This window comes from Cellulomonas sp. PhB150 (assembly GCF_003755175.1).
In the GTDB taxonomy this organism is placed as follows: Bacteria; Actinomycetota; Actinomycetes; order Actinomycetales; family Cellulomonadaceae; genus Cellulomonas.
In genome coordinates, this window is the sequence record NZ_RKHX01000001.1 from 1,276,901 (window position 1) to 1,292,247 (window position 15,347).

The 15,347-nt window shown below is 73.4% G+C and carries 14 protein-coding genes and 3 tRNA genes; 6 read left to right on the forward strand and 11 right to left on the reverse strand.

Translation table 11 applies throughout. The features are described 5' to 3' along the window. Positions 1-3 precede the first annotated feature (3 nt). The 3 genes from EDF34_RS05945 to EDF34_RS05955 are packed head-to-tail and all read right to left on the reverse strand — an operon-like array spanning position 4 to position 3,751. Positions 4-1,092 (reverse strand): UDP-N-acetylmuramate dehydrogenase, encoded by a 1,089-nt coding sequence (locus EDF34_RS05945; protein WP_123370341.1) that lies wholly within the window; start codon positions 1,090-1,092, stop codon positions 4-6. 9 nt (positions 1,093-1,101) lie between these two features. Further along, positions 1,102-2,349: an MFS transporter gene (locus tag EDF34_RS05950; protein ID WP_123370342.1), complete on the reverse strand. Its 1,248-nt coding sequence runs from the start codon at positions 2,347-2,349 to the stop codon at positions 1,102-1,104. 34 nt (positions 2,350-2,383) lie between these two features. Beyond that, a complete protein-coding gene (locus EDF34_RS05955) occupies positions 2,384-3,751 on the reverse strand; it encodes an MFS transporter (protein ID WP_370450036.1) in 1,368 nt (455 codons plus the stop codon). Positions 3,752-3,914: 163 nt separating this feature from the next. Here EDF34_RS05955 and EDF34_RS05960 point away from each other — a divergent pair, with 163 nt between their 5' ends. Genes EDF34_RS05960 through EDF34_RS05975 form a run of 4 tightly spaced genes read left to right on the forward strand, consistent with a single transcriptional unit; the run spans position 3,915 to position 9,602 of the window. Next, complete coding sequence (locus tag EDF34_RS05960) at positions 3,915-4,976, forward strand: LacI family DNA-binding transcriptional regulator (RefSeq protein WP_233575255.1); 1,062 nt, start codon at positions 3,915-3,917, stop codon at positions 4,974-4,976. Positions 4,977-5,022: 46 nt separating this feature from the next. Further along, entirely contained in the window at positions 5,023-6,432 is a 1,410-nt protein-coding gene (locus EDF34_RS05965; RefSeq protein WP_148076585.1) for an MFS transporter, read from the forward strand. A 6-nt stretch (positions 6,433-6,438) separates the two neighbouring features. Continuing rightward, positions 6,439-7,311 carry a formate dehydrogenase accessory sulfurtransferase FdhD gene (fdhD, locus tag EDF34_RS05970; protein ID WP_123370346.1) on the forward strand — a complete coding sequence of 291 codons (873 nt, stop codon included), beginning with the start codon at positions 6,439-6,441 and terminating at the stop codon, positions 7,309-7,311. Beyond that, the gene (locus EDF34_RS05975) at positions 7,311-9,602 is read left to right on the forward strand and encodes an FdhF/YdeP family oxidoreductase (protein WP_123370712.1); all 2,292 of its coding nucleotides are present in this window, start codon (positions 7,311-7,313) and stop codon (positions 9,600-9,602) included. The genes fdhD and EDF34_RS05975 overlap by 1 nt, the downstream gene beginning before the upstream one ends. Here the strand turns inward: EDF34_RS05975 and EDF34_RS05980 are convergent, their stop codons facing one another. The 6 genes from EDF34_RS05980 to EDF34_RS06005 all read right to left on the reverse strand — a co-directional run bounded on the left by EDF34_RS05980 (position 9,603) and on the right by EDF34_RS06005 (position 11,262). Continuing rightward, a complete protein-coding gene (locus EDF34_RS05980; RefSeq protein ID WP_123370347.1) occupies positions 9,603-10,025 on the reverse strand; it encodes a MaoC family dehydratase in 423 nt (140 codons plus the stop codon). Continuing rightward, positions 10,022-10,474, reverse strand: a complete 453-nt coding sequence (locus EDF34_RS05985) for a MaoC family dehydratase N-terminal domain-containing protein (protein WP_123370348.1) — start codon at positions 10,472-10,474, stop codon at positions 10,022-10,024. The genes EDF34_RS05980 and EDF34_RS05985 overlap by 4 nt, the downstream gene beginning before the upstream one ends. Positions 10,475-10,593: 119 nt before the next feature. Next, positions 10,594-10,764 carry a 50S ribosomal protein L33 gene (gene rpmG / locus EDF34_RS05990; RefSeq protein WP_028045094.1) on the reverse strand — a complete coding sequence of 57 codons (171 nt, stop codon included), beginning with the start codon at positions 10,762-10,764 and terminating at the stop codon, positions 10,594-10,596. Positions 10,765-10,843: 79 nt separating this feature from the next. Continuing rightward, positions 10,844-10,920: transfer RNA gene (locus tag EDF34_RS05995), tRNA-Met, on the reverse strand. Between the two features lie 51 nt (positions 10,921-10,971). Beyond that, positions 10,972-11,044: transfer RNA gene (locus EDF34_RS06000), tRNA-Thr, on the reverse strand. 136 nt (positions 11,045-11,180) lie between these two features. Then, positions 11,181-11,262 (reverse strand) — tRNA-Tyr (locus EDF34_RS06005). A gap of 170 nt (positions 11,263-11,432) precedes the next feature. Between EDF34_RS06005 and EDF34_RS06010 the strand changes: the two genes are divergently transcribed. Together EDF34_RS06010 and EDF34_RS06015 are read left to right on the forward strand one after the other, a co-directional pair. Further along, positions 11,433-11,936 (forward strand): YajQ family cyclic di-GMP-binding protein, encoded by a 504-nt coding sequence (locus EDF34_RS06010; protein ID WP_123370349.1) that lies wholly within the window; start codon positions 11,433-11,435, stop codon positions 11,934-11,936. 1 nt (position 11,937) lies between these two features. Further along, on the forward strand, positions 11,938-12,600 hold the full coding sequence (locus tag EDF34_RS06015) for an NAD(P)-binding oxidoreductase (protein ID WP_123370350.1): 663 nt from the start codon (positions 11,938-11,940) through the stop codon (positions 12,598-12,600). A 6-nt stretch (positions 12,601-12,606) separates the two neighbouring features. Here EDF34_RS06015 and EDF34_RS06020 read toward each other — a convergent pair whose 3' ends face one another. Further along, entirely contained in the window at positions 12,607-13,026 is a 420-nt protein-coding gene (locus EDF34_RS06020) for an organic hydroperoxide resistance protein (protein WP_123370351.1), read from the reverse strand. A gap of 73 nt (positions 13,027-13,099) precedes the next feature. Continuing rightward, complete coding sequence (locus tag EDF34_RS06025) at positions 13,100-15,280, reverse strand: DUF11 domain-containing protein (RefSeq protein ID WP_123370352.1); 2,181 nt, start codon at positions 15,278-15,280, stop codon at positions 13,100-13,102. Positions 15,281-15,347 lie beyond the last annotated feature (67 nt).

Here is a 15,347-nt window from a genome sequence, read left to right on the forward strand (position 1 = left end):
GCGCTACAGCGAGACGCCCACCAGCACGGGCTCGGCCTCCAGGGTGATCCCGAACGCCGCGCGCACGCCGTCACGCACCTCGCGCGCGAGGGCGACCAGGTCCGCGGCGGTCGCCCCGCCCCGGTTGGTCAGCGCGAGCGTGTGCTTGGTCGACAGGGACGCCGGGCCCGGCGCACCGTGGCCTCGCGCGAAACCGGCGTGCTCGATCAACCACGCGGCGCTGGTCTTGACGGCGCCGTCCGCGGCCGGGAAGCGCGGCGCGTCGGCGGGCAGCGTCCCAGCCTCGTCGGCCGAGAGGATCGGGTTGGTGAAGAACGAGCCCGCGCTCGTGGTGTCCGGGTCGCTGGGGTCGAGCACCATGCCCTTGCCCGCGCGCAGCGCGAGCACCGCGGCCCGGACCTCGAGCAGCGGTGCGCGCTCCCCCACCTCGACGCCCAGCGCGCGGGCGAGCTCGGGGTAGGTGATCGCCGCCGACAGGGTGCCCTGGCGCAGCTGGAAGGTCACGTCCAGGACGACGTACCGCGGCGTCGGGTGCCACGGTGAGCGCTCGTCGTCGGCAGACGCACGCATCGACCGCTTGAGCAGCGAGGTGCGGTAGCCGAACTGCAGGTCGACGTAGGGCAACGTGCGGACCTTGGCGCGCGCGCGGTCCCAGACGCGGACGGTCGCGATGGTCTGGGCGACGTCCTGGCCGTAGGCGCCCACGTTCTGCACGGGTGTCGCTCCGGTCGAGCCGGGGATGCCCGAGAGCGCCTCGATGCCGTAGAGGCGATGGCTCGTGGCCTCGTCGACCACCTCGTCCCAGGGCGTCCCGGCGGGGACCTGGTAGGTCACGCCCGCGCACGCCGAGTGGTCGGGGACGTCGATGCCGCCGCGCAGGTCGCGCACGACGACGCCGTCGAAGCCCGCGTCCGCGACGAGCAGGTTCGAGCCGCCGCCGACGACGAGCAGCGGGCGGCCCTCGTCGTCCGCGGTGCGCACCGCGTCGATGAGGTCCGCCTCGGTCGTCGTCGTCACGTACTGCGCCGCCGGGCCGCCCACCCGAAGCGTGGTGAGGTCGGCCAGGGCGGGGGCGGTCGTCACGTCGGTCACCCGACCAGATTAGTCCGCGGCGGTCGCGGGGACCTTGCGCAGCGGTGCCGCGGCGCCCGTGACGAGCAGGCCGAGGATCGTCGGGATCGCCACGGCGAGCAGCGCGTGCCGGTAGCCGACGTGGTGCGCGAGCAGGCCGAGCAGCGGCGGTCCGGCGAGGAACGCGCTGTAGCCGATCGTCGACACGACGCTGACGCGCGCGGCCGCGCGGGCCGGGTCGTCGGACGCCGCGCTCATGCCGACGGGGAAGCCCAGGGCCGCACCCGCGCCCCACAGGACGACGCCGACCATCGCGAGCCACAGCGGCGTCGCCAGGCCGAAGATCAGCAGGCCGACGAGGGCCAGGACGCCGCAGGCGCGCAGCACGGCGACGCGGCCGTACCGGTCGAGCATCCACGTGCCGAACCAGCGCGCGGTCGTCATGGTGCCGACGAACACGGCGAACGCGACGGCGCCGAGCGCGTCCTGCGCGTCCCAGCCGTCGACGACGGCGAGGCTCACCCAGTCGTTCGCCGAGCCCTCGGTCAGCGCCGCCGCCATGACGACCAGGCCGATGAGCAGCGTGCGCGGCTCGATCCAGGCGGCGAGCGCCCCGCGAGCGCCGCGCGGGGCGGACGCCGCGGGCTCGGTGCCGGGGCTGGGAGCCACGACGTGCTCGTCGGTCGACGGCAGGAACGAGCGGACCGCGACCAGGACGCAGATCGAGGTGATGACGACCGCGACCGGGAGGTGCACCCAGACCGGCACGCCGAAGCCGGCGGCGAGCACGGCGACGCCCGCGGCCGCGAACGTGCCGAACGAGAAGCCCGCGTGGTAGCGCGGCATCACCGTGCGACCCAGCTTCTGCTCGACGGCCGCGCCCTCGAGGTTCATCGCCGCGTCCCACACGCCGGTGCCGACGCCGAAGACGACGAGGCCGACGACCGTGACGGGGACGAGGTCCACGCCGACGCCGGCCGAGGCGAGGATCAGCCCGAGGGCGTTGAGCAGCGCGAAGACCGTCACGGTCCGCGCGGCGCCGAGCCGCTCGACGACCATCCCGGCCAGCGGCAGCGCGACGAGCGAGCCGACCGCGATGACCAGGAGGAGCAGGCCCATCTGCGACTCGGAGAACTCGAGCCCGTCGCGCACCGCGGGCAGGCGGGACGCCCAGGTGGCGAAGTTGAAGCCGTTGAGGAAGAACACCGCGAAGACCGCGACGGACGCGGCTTGGGCGGTGCGCTGCTTGGTCATGGTCACTCCGGTGCCGGTCGTCATCGATCGTCCTTGGGTGGTGTGGTCAATTGTGTCGTCACGACGGCGTCGGTACTGCGCGCGGGGTCGTCGCCACGAGGGCGGCGAGCTCATCGTCCAGCTCGCCGGTCGCCGGGGGCGGCACCACGGTGGTGCGCTGCGGGGCGACCTGCTTGGCCAGGAGCACCGAGACGACCATCGCGACGGCGATGAGGCTGAGCGCGTGGCGGGCACCGATCGACTCCGCGGCGATGCCCAGCAGCGGCGGCGCGGCGATCGAGGCCACCGACGCGAACGACGAGACGACCGCGACGCGGCCGGCCGCGCGCAGCGGGTCGTCGGACGCCGCGGCGATGCCCACGGGGACGGCGAGCGCGGCGCCGAAGCCCCACAGCGCGACGCCGATGCCGGCGAGCTCGAAGCTCGGGGCGAGCCCGAACAGCAGGAGACCGACGATCGAGACGACCCCCGACGCGCGTAGCACGACGACCCGCCCGAGCCGGTCGAGCAGCCGTGTGCCGAGCAGTCGCACGACGGTCATCGAGGCGACGAACAGGCCGAGCACGATCCCGCCGACGGCCTCGGTCCGGTCGAAGCCGTCGACCACGGCGAGCGAGAGCCAGTCGTTCGCCGACCCCTCGGACAGCGCGGCTGCCATCACGACGACGCCGATGAGCAGGGTGCGGGGCTCGCGCCACGAGTCGAGCGCCGAGGCGATGCGGCGTCCGCCCTTCGGGGCGCCGGGCGCCGCGGGGGCGATGCGGGCGCGGGGCATCTCGTCGGGCGCGTAGGGCAGGACGACGCCCCGGAGGGAGGCGAGGCGCCAGACGACCGCGACAGCGGCGATGACCGTGAACTGGGCGGCCACGGGCACGTCGAGGTGCGAGGCCGCCGCGCCGATCGCGGAGCCCGTCACGGCGCCGATGGAGAAGGCCGCGTGGAACTGGGGGATGACGGTGCGGCCCATCGCGCGCTCGATGCGGCCCGACTCGACGTTGATCGGCACGTTGCCGAGCGCGACCGCGACGCCGTTGAGGAAGATGCCGACCGCGAGCAGCGCCACCGAGCCCGTGGTCGGCCCGATGCCCATCAGGACGTAGCCGACGGCCAGGACGACGGTCGAGGCGAGGATCGCGCGGCGGCTGCCGAACCGCTGCACGACGATTCCGGACGCGGTCACCGTGAGCAGCGCACCGACCGACCCGATCAGCAGGATGCCGCCGAGCTCCGCTGTCGACAGACCGAGGGCGTCGCGGACCGTGGGGATGCGGGCGAGCCAGCTGGAGAACGTGATGCCCGTGAGGGCGAAGAGCCCCATGAGGAGCCAGCGGGCGCGGGCCAGGTCGGGGTGCAGCGGGGTACGCCCTGTCGGGGCGGGGTGGTTCACGGGGGCGCTCCGGTCGGGAGGTGCGGGCGGGATGCGGATCGTGCAGTCGAATCGATTCGATAAGCGTTTGAGGTGGAAGTCGAATCGATTTGAGGGACGGGAACATTCTGCGGGTACGCTGACCGCTGCGTCAAACAGCGATCTTGCTCGCGACCAGCGCCGTCACAGCCCCGACGCCGCGGTCACCACCCGGAGGTGCCAGCTGTCCGCCCACCGCCCGACCCTCGCGGACGTCGCCGCTGCGGCGAACGTCTCGGTGTCCACCGCCTCGCTCGCGTTCTCGGGCGCCGGGCCGATCGCCACCGCGACGCGCGAACGCGTGCACGAGGCCGCCGGGAGGCTCGGCTACGCCGGCCCCAACCCGCTCGGGCGCCAGCTGCGCAGCGGCCGCTCGGGCATCGTCGGCGTGGTCATCGGGGACGCCTTGCGACGCGCGTTCCGCGACCCCGTCTCGACGCAGGTGCTCGACGGCCTCGTCGGAACGCTCGGGCCCCTCGACCTGGGCGTCCTGCTCATCCCCTCCAGCAACGACCCCGACTCCCCCGCCGTCGACCCCTTGCTCGAGTCGGCCGCCATGGACGTCGCCGTCGTGATGTGGGGCGGCGGCGAGGACGAGCCCGTGCTGTCCGCCCTGCGCCGGCGCAACATCCCGACGGTCCTCGTCGAGGGCCAGTTGCTGCCCGGCGTCGGCGCCGTGGGGATCGACGACCGCGGCGGGATCGCGATGGTCACGCGGCACCTCGTCGAGCTCGGCCACACCCGGATCGCGTGCGTCACCCTCCCGCTGAACCGCGAGCGCCTCGAGGGCTTCGTCGGACCCGACGAGCTGGCCGCGCAGGTGTGGGAGATCACCCGCCGACGGCTCGCCGGCATGACCGACGCGGGCGTGACCCCCGTCGCCGTGTGGCAGACGCCCGCGTCGCTGGTCGAGCACGGGGCGACGGCCGGCCGCGCGATCCTGTCCGCGGAGGACCGCCCGACGGCGGTCGTGTGCCAGTCGGACCTGCTCGCCTCCGGCGTAGTGCTGGCCGCGCGTGAGCTCGGTCTGCGCGTCCCGCAGGACGTGTCGGTCGCCGGGTTCGACGGCATCGACCTCCCGTGGCTCGGTGGCGACGTGCTCACCACCGTGGTCCAGCCGCTCACCGAGAAGGGCGCCGCGGTGGGGCATCTCGTCGAGGACCTGCTGGCCGGTGCCGAGCCGGACCACCGCGAGCTGCCCGTGACGCTGCGCGTGGGGACGACGACGGGGCCCGTCCCCGCCTGACCCGCAACGGTTGCCCGCACGGCCGGCGGTCCCTAGGTTCCGTGCAGTGACCTCAGTGGCGGACGGGACGCAGCGGCGGTTCGCCGTCGTGCTGCTCGCCCTGTCCCTCGTGCTCGTCGAGTTCCTGGCGGGCATGCAGCGCTACCTCTCGCAGACCGTCCTGCCGCTGGTCGCTGCCGACCTGGACGGCGCCGACCTGTACGGGCCGCTCGACGCGGCGGCTCAGGCGCCGATGTTCCTCATGATCCCCGTCGGGGCGTGGCTGCTCTCGCGCTTCCGGGTGGGTCGGCTGATGGTCACGTTCACCCTGGTCACGATCGCGGGCGCCGTGCTGTGCGCGACGGCGCAGTCGATGGGTGCGTTCATCGCCGGGACCGCGGTGCGCGCGTTCGCGGCGGGCGCGCTCGCGACGATCGGGATGGGCGCGATCAGCCGCGGGCTGCCGCCCCGGTACCGCCAGCTCGTGCTGGCCGGGCTGTCGGGCGTCTGGTTGTTCTCCTCTGTGCTCGGTCCGGTGTACGCCGTCACCGTGGCCTCCGCCCTGAGCTGGCGGTGGGCGATGGTGGCGTACCTGCCGCTGCTGCTCCTCGCCCGGCTGATGACGGCGCGGTACATGCCCGAGCGCACCGAGGCGGTCCCCGCCGAGCGAGCCCCGTGGGGGTGGGCGGTGGTCCTCGCGGCGGGATCGGCCGTGCTCGCGCTGCCGCTCGGGGCGTGGTCGGCGCTGGCCGTCGTGCTGGGCGCCGGCCTCATGCTCCGTGCCACTGCCGCCGTGCTGCCCGCCGGGACCTTCCGTGCCCGCGACGGCCGACGTGCCGCGCTCGGCGCCCTCGGGGTGACCGCAGCGGTGTACTTCGGTGCCACCCTGGTGCTGTCGGTCGTCGCGCACGACGCGTTCGGCCTCGAGGCGACGCGGTACGGGTTCGTCATCGCCGCGCCCGGGCTGCTGTGGGCGGTGGCCGCGCTGTGGACCGGGACGCACCCGGCGGCCGACCTCGACGCCCTGCGCCGCCGGTTGCACGCAGGCGGAGCCGTCGTCGCGCTGGGCGTCGCGGCACTGCTCACGACGACGCTCGTCGCCGACCCCGGCACACCGGCGTTCGTCGGCCTCCTTCTCGGGGCGGCCGCGAGCGGGCTCGGCATGGGGACGCTGTACCCCGACCTGCTGGGGCGCTGCCTGGGCGAGCCGTCGGTCGACGACGGGATCTCGCAGGACCGGATGGCCGCGGCGGTGGTGCTCGCCGAGTCCGTCGGTCTGGCGCTCGCGAGCACGCACGCCTACACCTGGCTCGGCTCGGGCCTCGGGCTCGTGGACGACCCCGTGCTCCGCGCCCAGCTGCTCTACGCCGTCCTGCTGCCCCTCGCCGGTGTCATGGTCTGGCGGCTCTCGGCCGCAGCGCGTCCGGGCATGCCGACCGTTCCGTCGAAGTCCCGCGGCGCACGGCGGCTGCGATGATGGCGTATGGCCAGGATCGTGGTTCGTCGCCAGGTGACACGGATCGAGCTCGGCGCGCCGACGCGGCGCGCGGAGGACCACCTAGCGGCGGAGGAGCCGCTCGAGATCCGCGTCGGCGGCCGGCCGTTGGTCGTCACCATGCGGACGCCGGGGCACGACGTCGAGCTGGCCAGCGGGTTCCTCCTCTCGGAGGGAGTCGTCACGGCGCGTGAGCACGTGGCGGCCGCGCGCTACTGCGCCGGAACGGACGACGAGGGCCGCAACACCTACAACGTCCTCGACGTCACGCTCGCAACTTCGCTGCCGGCGCCGGCGCTCCAGCGCGCGTTCCCGATCACCTCGGCGTGCGGCGTGTGCGGCAAGACGAGCATCGACGCGGTCCGCACCCGGTCGCGCTGGACCGTGGCGGACGACGACCTGGTCGTCCCGGCGGACCTGCTCGCCACCCTCCCCGACCGGCTCCGCGAGCACCAGGCGGTGTTCGACCGGACCGGTGGCCTCCACGCCGCCGGCCTGTTCGACGGCCGCACGGGCGAGCTGCTGGTGCTGCGCGAGGACGTCGGTCGCCACAACGCCGTGGACAAGGTGATCGGGTGGGCGCTGACGCAGGGCCGCCTGCCGCTGCGGGGCACCGTGCTGATGGTCTCGGGGCGCTCGTCGTTCGAGCTCACGCAGAAGGCGCTGATGGCCGGCATCCCGTTCCTCGCCTCGGTCTCGGCACCGTCGTCGCTGGCCGCTGAGCTCGCCCACGAGTCCGGGCTGACGCTCGTCGGGTTCCTGCGCGGGCCGTCGATGGTGGTCTACGCGAGACCGGACCGGGTGGACGCGTCATCGGCGGTCGAGGCCGTCGCACCGAGCGGACGGGCGGTCACGGCGTGATGGCCCGCGCGCCCCGCGACGCTCCGGACTCCGAGCAGCTGACCGTCGGCCCGCCCCAGACGCACTCGGTGGGCCTGCCCGCCGTCGCCAACGCGATGGCGTACGCGCTCGAGGGCATGGGTCCGGCGCGCACGCTCAAGGTCCTGAGCCACCTCAACCAGAAGGACGGCCTCGACTGCATGAGCTGCGCGTGGCCCGATCCCGGGCACACGGGCCGCGCCGAGTTCTGCGAGAACGGGGCGCGCGCGGTGACCTGGGAGGCGAACCCGCTGACGGTCCCGACGACGTTCTGGGCCGAGCACCCGGTGACCGACCTGCTGGAGCGGTCCGAGTACTGGCTGGGTCAGCAGGGCAGGCTCGTCGAACCGGTGCACAAGCCGGCGGGCAGCGACCACTACGTGCCGATCAGCTGGGCGGACGCCTTCGCGCTGGTGGCCGACAGGCTCCGCGGGCTCGACTCGCCCGACCAGGCCGCGTTCTACACGAGCGGCCGCACGGCCAACGAGACGGCGTTCGTCTACCAGCTGTTCGTGCGCGCGTTCGGCACCAACAACCTGCCCGACTGCTCCAACATGTGCCACGAGTCGACGGGCGCCGCGATGGGCGAGACGCTCGGCATCGGGAAGTCGACGATCGCGTACGACGACTTCGCGCAGGCGGACCTGATCATCGTGATGGGCCAGAATCCGGGCACCAACCACCCCCGCATGCTGACCGCCCTCGAGGCCGCGAAGCGGAACGGCGCCGCCATCGTCACGGTCAACCCGCTGCCGGAGGCCGGCCTGCGGCGCTACAAGAACCCGCAGACGGTCCGCGGGGTGCTCGGCCGAGGCACCGAGCTCGCGGACCAGTTCGTGCAGATCCGCAGCGGCGGCGACATGGCGCTGCTGCAGTGGGTCTCGAAGCGGGTCCTCGAGGCCGAGGACCGTCACCCGGGCACCGTCCTCGACCACGAGTTCCTCGCGGAGCACACACTGGGCCTCGACGCGCTGCGCACGCACCTGGGAGTGCTCGACGAGCAGGAGGTCCTGGCCGCGACGGGCCTGACGATCGCGGAGATGGACGAGCTGGCCGACCGCTACCTGGCCGCCGACCGCGTGATCATCACCTGGGCGATGGGCATCACGCAGCACCGCAAGGGCGTCGACACCATCAAGGAGATCGTCAACCTCCTCCTGCTGCGCGGGAACATCGGCAGGCCCGGCGCAGGGGCCTCCCCCATCCGCGGCCACAGCAACGTGCAGGGCGACCGGACGATGGGCATCTGGGAGCGGATGCCCGAGACGTTCCTGGAAGCGCTCGCGGCGGAGTTCTCGTTCGCGCCCCCGCGTCGGCACGGGCTCGACTCCGTGGGGTCGATCCAGGCGATGCAGCGCGGCGAGATCAAGGTCTGGTTCGCGCTCGGCGGCAACCTCGTCGCCGCCATCTCGGACACCGCTGCCGCGGAGGCCGCGATGCGCGGCACCGAGCTGACCGTGCAGGTCTCCACCAAGCTGAACCGCTCGCACGCGGTCACCGGCGCCGAGGCCCTCATCCTGCCGACGCTCGGCCGCACGGACGTGGACCTGCAGGCGAGCGGGCCGCAGTTCGTCTCCGTCGAGGACACCGTGTGCGCGGTGCACGCGACGCACGGCCCGCTGTCGCCGCCGTCCGACACCCTGCTCTCCGAGATCTCGATCGTCACGCGCCTGGCCCGCGCAGTCCTCGGCGACGACGGCCCCGTCGACTGGGCCGGGTTCGAGCGGGACTACGACGCCATCCGCGCCTCGATCTCTCGCGTCGTGCCCGGGTTCGAGGACTTCAACGAGCGGATCCGGGTCAAGGGCGGCTTCGTGCTGCCCAACGGTCCACGGGACTCGCGGACGTTCCCGACGGCCACCGGGAAGGCGATGATCACGGTGAACGAGCTGGTCCCCGTCGAGTGCCCGCCGGGCCGGCTGATCCTGCAGACGATCCGCTCGCACGACCAGTTCAACACCACCATCTACAGCCTCAACGACCGCTACCGCGGCATCAGGCACGGCCGCGACGTCGTCTTCGTCAACCCCGACGACCTGCTCGACCTGGGCCTCGCCGACGGCGACCGGGTGGACGTGTTCAGCGAGTGGCGCGACGAGCCCGACCGCGAGCTGCGCGACCTCCGCGTGGTGGCCTACCCGACCTCGCGGGGGTGCGCCGCGGCGTACTTCCCCGAGGCCAACGCACTGGTCCCGCTGAGCAGCACCGCGATCGGCAGCAACACCCCCGCGTCCAAGGCCGTCGTCGTGCGACTCGAGAGGCGCGCCCGGTAGCTACGCCAGGCGGACGACCGCCTGCGCCTTGCCCAGCACGCGGGTGGCCTCGACCGAGACCGTCAGGTCGACACGGGCCGTGCCGGCCTCCTCGTCGAGCGCGCCGATGACGGCGACGACCTCGACGGTGGCCGACCCCGGGTCCGGCACCGGGACCGGCCGCGTGAACCGCACCTGGTAGTCGAGGATCGCGCCGGGGTCACCGGCCCACTCCGCGACCGGTCCGGCCGCGGCGCCCATCGTCCACATGCCGTGCGCGATGACGCCCGGCAGGCCGACGGCGGTGGCCACGCGCTCGTTCCAGTGGATCGGGTTGAAGTCACCCGACGCACCGGCGTAGCGGACCAGGCGGGCCCGGTCGACGACGACCTCGGCGCGGGCGACCTCCTGACCGACGGACAGGTCGGCGAGGGCGGGGCTCATGCGGACTCCTCGGGACGGACGGCCAGCGTGGAGCGGACGGTGGCGACGGGCTCGCCGTCCTCGCTCGCGATCTCCGCGCGCGTCGAGATCATCGCCAGGCCCGCGCGCTCGACGATCGAGTCGACGTGCAGCACCGTGACCAGGCGGTCGCCGGCACGGATCGGGCGGTGGTGCGTGAACCGCTCGTCGGCGTGCACCACGCGGCTGAAGTCGATGCCCGCGGCCTCGTCCTCGAACAGCTGGGCCTCGGCGCGCTGCGCGACCACCACGGCGAACGTCGGCGGCGCGATGACGTCGGGGTGGCCGAGCGCCTGCGCTGCGGCCGGGTCCGTGTGCGCGGGGTGGCTCGCGCCGACGGCGCCGGCGAACTCCGCGAGCTTGACGCGGCTCACCTCGTAGACGGCGTTGGGCGGGTACTCGCGCCCCGCGTAGCTCGTGTCGACCGGCATCTTTGCTCTCCGTCGTGAGTGGGTGTCCTGCGCCATCGTGCCGGGAACGACACAGGCACGCCTGCCGGCCGGGGCCGGGGCGTGCCTGGTGTCACTGCAACCCCTGTGCGGGGCTGGGATCAGCGGGTCTCGCGGTGCACCGTGTGGCGGTTGTCACGCGGGCAGAACTTCTTCATCTCAAGACGGTCGGGGTCGTTCCGACGGTTCTTCTTGGTGATGTAGTTCCGCTCCTTGCACTCCGTGCACGCGAGCGTGATCTTCGGACGGACGTCCGAGCTCTTGCTGGCCATGGTCTTGCCACCTCTCGCGCCGAGGCGCTCGCTTCTGCTGATCGCAACGCGCCGGCCGACGCGCTGCTTCGTTCCTGGTTGGTAGCGGGAGCGGGACTCGAACCCGCGACACCACGATTATGAGCCGTGTGCTCTAACCACCTGAGCTACCCCGCCACGGGAGCCTCCGACCCCGCGCCTCACGACGCGGGACCGGACACACCACAGAGCCCCGAAAGGGAATCGAACCCTTGACCTTCTCCTTACCATGGAGACGCTCTGCCGACTGAGCTATCGGGGCAGCGCGGATTAGGTTACACGGCGACCGGGGTGGACGCGAAATCGGTGCCCGCTCCCCCTCGGACGCCCGCCCGGCGCCGCGGCCGGGAGGACGACGAAGGGGCGCCCTCCTGGTGGAGAGCGCCCCTTCGGCAACGTGGCGGGTGAGGGATTCGAACCCCCGTAGGCGTTGCCAGCTGATTTACAGTCAGCCCCCTTTGGCCACTCGGGTAACCCGCCGGGGATGCCGCCTGGAGGACCGCCCCGTTGGGACGGCGCCGCCGTGGCGTGCCGTGGAAGGATAGCAACACCGGGGCGCCCAGAGCGAAACGGTCATCCACGACGCCAGCCCGCACGAGGACGGGGCGGGCGTGACGAGCACCAGCCCGGCAGGGCGAAGGAGGACAGTCATGGCGAGCGAAGCGTCGTTCGACGTCGTCAGCAAGGTCGAGCACCAGGAGGTGGACAACGCGCTGAACCAGGCCTCGAAGGAGATCGCCCAGCGGTACGACTTCAAGGGCGTCGGCGCGTCGATCGCCTGGAGCGGCGAGAAGATCCTCATGATCGCCAACTCCTCCGAGCGCGTGCTCGCGGTGCTCGACGTCTTCCAGACCAAGCTCATCAAGCGCGGCATCTCGCTCAAGTCCCTCGACACCGGCGAGGACGGTCCCGAGCCCAAGCCGTCGGGCAAGGAGTACCGGCTCGAGGCACTCATCAAGGAGGGCCTGAGCAGCGAGACGGCCAAGAAGGTGGCGAAGATCATCCGCGACGAGGGCCCCAAGGGCGTCAAGACGCAGATCCAGGGCGACGAGCTGCGCGTGACCGGCAAGAGCCGCGACGACCTGCAGGCGGTCATCGCACTCCTCAAGGGGTCGGACGTCGACGCCGACCTCCAGTTCACGAACTACCGCTGACGTGCGCGTCTTCCAGATCGGTGCGGCCGGCGGCGTGGGCCGCCGGCTCGCGGCCCTGCTGACCGCGCGCGGCGACGAGGTGACCGGCATGCACCGGCGCCCCGAGCAGGCCGAGGTCATCGCGGCGAGCGGCGCGACGCCCGTCGTCGGCGACCTGGTCGCCGACGACGTGCAGGCCCTGGCGGACGCGTTCGCCGGGCACGACGCGGTCGTGTTCTCGGCGGGCGCGCACGGCACGGGCGCCGAGCAGACCAGGCTCATCGACGGCGTCGGCCTGCAGAAGGCGGCCGACGCGGCAGCGCTCGCGGGCGTGCCGCGGTTCGTGCTCGTCTCGGTGTTCCCCGAGGCCGGCCGCGGCGCAGGCGCCGGCGAGGGCTTCGAGCTCTACATGCGGGTCAAGAAGGAGGCCGACGTCTACCTCGTGGCCACCGATCTCGACTGGGTGATCGTCCGCCCGGGGACTCTCGTCGACGAGCCCGGCGACGGCAACGTCACGGCCGGCCCCGCGATCCCCTACGGCGACGTGCACCGGGACGACGTGGCGGCGTTCATCGCCGCGGCCCTGCACGAGCCCGCGCTGTCACGGGCGATCGTCGAGCTCACGGACGGCCCCACGCCCGTGGCGGACGCCGTGGCCCGACTGGTCGGGACCACGGCGGCCTGACGCGAGTCAGCCGACGGTGATGTCCAGCTCGACGTCGATGTTGCCGCGGGTCGCGTTCGAGTAGGGGCACATGACGTGCGCCTTGGCGACGAGGTCGTCGGCGACGTCGGCCTCGACGCCGGGCAGCTCGATGCGGAGCACGACGCCCAGGCCGAAGCCCTCACCGGCGCGGCCCAGGGCGACCTCGGCCGTGACGGAGTCGTCGGCGAGGGTCACCGAGGCCTGGCGGGCAACCCCCCGCAGCGCGGAGTGGAAGCAGGCCGCGTAGCCCGCGGCGAACAGCTGCTCGGGGTTCAGCGCACCGCCCGCGCCGCCCATCTCCTTCGGGATCGCCAGCTGGGCGTCCAGGGTGCCGTCCGACGTGCGGACGCGGCCGTTGCGGCCGTCACCGGTCGAGAGGGCGGAGGCGGTGTAGATCGGTTCCACGATGAGGACTCCTAGCGAGGTGCGGTCAGTACCTCCGGGACAACCGCCCCGCGCTCCCCGATGTTCCGGGCAACTATCGGCTGCTGGTGCTCCTGCGGGAGACGAGCAGGACGACGAGGCCGGCGGCGACCAGGACCAGCGCCCACACCAGCGGCGTCGCGGCGTCGCTGCCCGTCAGCGCCAGGCCGCCGTCGTCCGTGGGCGACGGGGTCGGGGTCGCGGACGACGACGGGCTCGGGTCCGAGGCGCTCGGCGTCGGCGTCGGCGGGGTCACGACCGTCGAGACCCGCGTCCGGACGCTCGCCGCGTTGTCCGCCAGGTCCGCGTCGGTGCAGGAGGCGCAGGGGGTCACCGTCGCCGTGTTGTCGATGAAGGACGCGTCGCCGACCGTTCCGCGGACGACCACCGTCGCCGCACCGCCCTCGGGGACCGTCATGACGACCGCGTCGACGTCCCCAGCCCCCGAGGCCGGCGAGCAGGAGGAGCCGTCGGAGACCGTGCAGGTCCACGTCGCGTCGCGCAGGGCTCCTGGCAGCTCGTCGTCGACGACCGTGCCCGGCGCGGCGTTCGGGCCGGCGTTCGAGGCCACCACCGTGTAGACGAGCCCGTCGCCGAGGGCCGCCTCGTCCGGTGCCGTCTTGGTGATCGACAGGTCGACCGGCACGGTGCACGGCACGGCGACGCTGTCGACGTCGTTGTCCGGGTCGGCGTCGGTGCTCGACGTCGAGGCCGTCGCGGTGAACGTCGAGTCGCCCGCGGTGCAGACGTCCACGTCGCCGACGGCTGTGCCGGCGAACGCGAGGGTGGCCGTCCCGCCGGCCGCGAGCGGGCCGAGGCTGCACAGGAACCCGGCGGGCGAGGGCGTGCAGCCTGCCGGCGGCGTCAGGGTGGTGCGGTCGACGACCGGCGGGACCGTCACCGAGACCGCGGCGTCGGGTGCGTCGCCGTCGGCGGCCGCGAGGTTGGCGACGTCGACCGTCCAGCTGACCGGGCCGGTCGGCTCGAGGAGGGCCTGGTCGACCGTCACCGTCGGCGCGAGGTCGGGCAGCGCGCGCACGCGGGTGGTCCACGAGTCCTCGTTGTCCGTCGGCGTCAGCTCGGTGCGGCTCGCGGCGGTGATGGCGGCCGTGTTGGTGATCGACGAGCCGGCGAGCGCATCCGTCGCCGTGCCGGTGATCGTGATCGTCGCGGCATCGTCGCGCAGCAGCGCCAGCGGCACCGTCACGACTCCGCCCGCCGCGGCACCCGTCGCGGGCACCGGGCACACCGCGGCGGAGGCGGACGTGCACTCCCACGTCGCGTCCTCGACCCCGACCGGCACCGTGTCCGTCACGACCGCGTCGCTGACGGGGTTGGTGGCGTCGTTGGTGGCCTCGACCTGCCAGGACACCTCCCTGCCGGGGTAGACGGTCGCCGGGCCGGTCTTGGCTACCGCGAGGTCGACGTCGGCCGTGACCACGAGGTCGCTGACCTCGTACGTGTTCGTCGCACCGCCGGTCGCGGCGGAGAACCCGATCCTGAACTGGGCGGGACGCACGGGCTGCCCGCGCCCGAGCCCGCGCACGTCGACGCGGTCGTACACGGTCGTCAGGGGGCCGCCGGCGACGGCCGCGACCCGGACGGTGACGAGGTTCCCGTCGGCGCCGTCCGGCTCGACGACGACCTGGACGTGCCGCGGCGACCCGGCCGTGGTCTGCACGGTGCCCCCGGGGACCGGGGTGTCGGCGAGCACCGGCCACGGGTCCGGCGCCGCGGACGAGGCCCCCCGCAGGGTGACCGTGTTCGGGGTGTTGGGGAACTGGTTGTCGGCGCCGAAGTTGCCGGCGTTGTCGAGCCCGATGGCCAGGTAGGCCCCCTGCATCCCGAAGTACCCGGCCGAGCCGCCGCTGCCGCCGAGCTCGGGAGGCTGGGAGCCGTTCATGAGGAAGACCGTCATGGCGTCGCCCGGGTTGCCGCCGCCGTACGCGCCGTAGTCGAAGTCCATGGTGAACGCGACGTCGGAGCGGAACGGGTCGTCCAGCGTCGCGTTGGCCACCTGGAACCCGGGCGAGGGCGTCGTGAGCCGCAGGGCGTCCCCGCTCAACGTGGCGGAGTTCGCGTCGCCGCCGGGCAGGACCCACGCCGGGTCGGCAAAGGTGGTCCCGCTGAACGGCTCGTCGACCGGCAGCGGGTCGGCGACGCCCGGGGACGCGAGGACGGCGACGAGCGCCAGCGCCCCGCCCGCGGCGAGCACACGGCGGAGCGGGAGCGTCATCACCGCCTCATCATCACCGCCGCGCCCGGTTCTGGCCATATGTCCAGGTCGGGCGCGGCGGGTGAAC

What these genes read in the sequence shown, in the direction of transcription:
- EDF34_RS06025 (WP_123370352.1), bottom strand. Translation starts at nt 15,280, where the DNA reads ATGACGCTCCCGCTCCGCCGTGTGCTCGCCGCGGGCGGGGCGCTGGCG.
- EDF34_RS05950 (WP_123370342.1), bottom strand. Translation starts at nt 2,349, where the DNA reads ATGACGACCGGCACCGGAGTGACCATGACCAAGCAGCGCACCGCCCAA.
- EDF34_RS06010 (WP_123370349.1), top strand. Translation starts at nt 11,433, where the DNA reads ATGGCGAGCGAAGCGTCGTTCGACGTCGTCAGCAAGGTCGAGCACCAG.
- EDF34_RS05985 (WP_123370348.1), bottom strand. Translation starts at nt 10,474, where the DNA reads ATGCCGGTCGACACGAGCTACGCGGGGCGCGAGTACCCGCCCAACGCC.
- EDF34_RS05975 (WP_123370712.1), top strand. Translation starts at nt 7,311, where the DNA reads ATGGCCCGCGCGCCCCGCGACGCTCCGGACTCCGAGCAGCTGACCGTC.
- EDF34_RS05980 (WP_123370347.1), bottom strand. Translation starts at nt 10,025, where the DNA reads ATGAGCCCCGCCCTCGCCGACCTGTCCGTCGGTCAGGAGGTCGCCCGC.
- rpmG (WP_028045094.1), bottom strand. Translation starts at nt 10,764, where the DNA reads ATGGCCAGCAAGAGCTCGGACGTCCGTCCGAAGATCACGCTCGCGTGC.
- fdhD (WP_123370346.1), top strand. Translation starts at nt 6,439, where the DNA reads ATGGCCAGGATCGTGGTTCGTCGCCAGGTGACACGGATCGAGCTCGGC.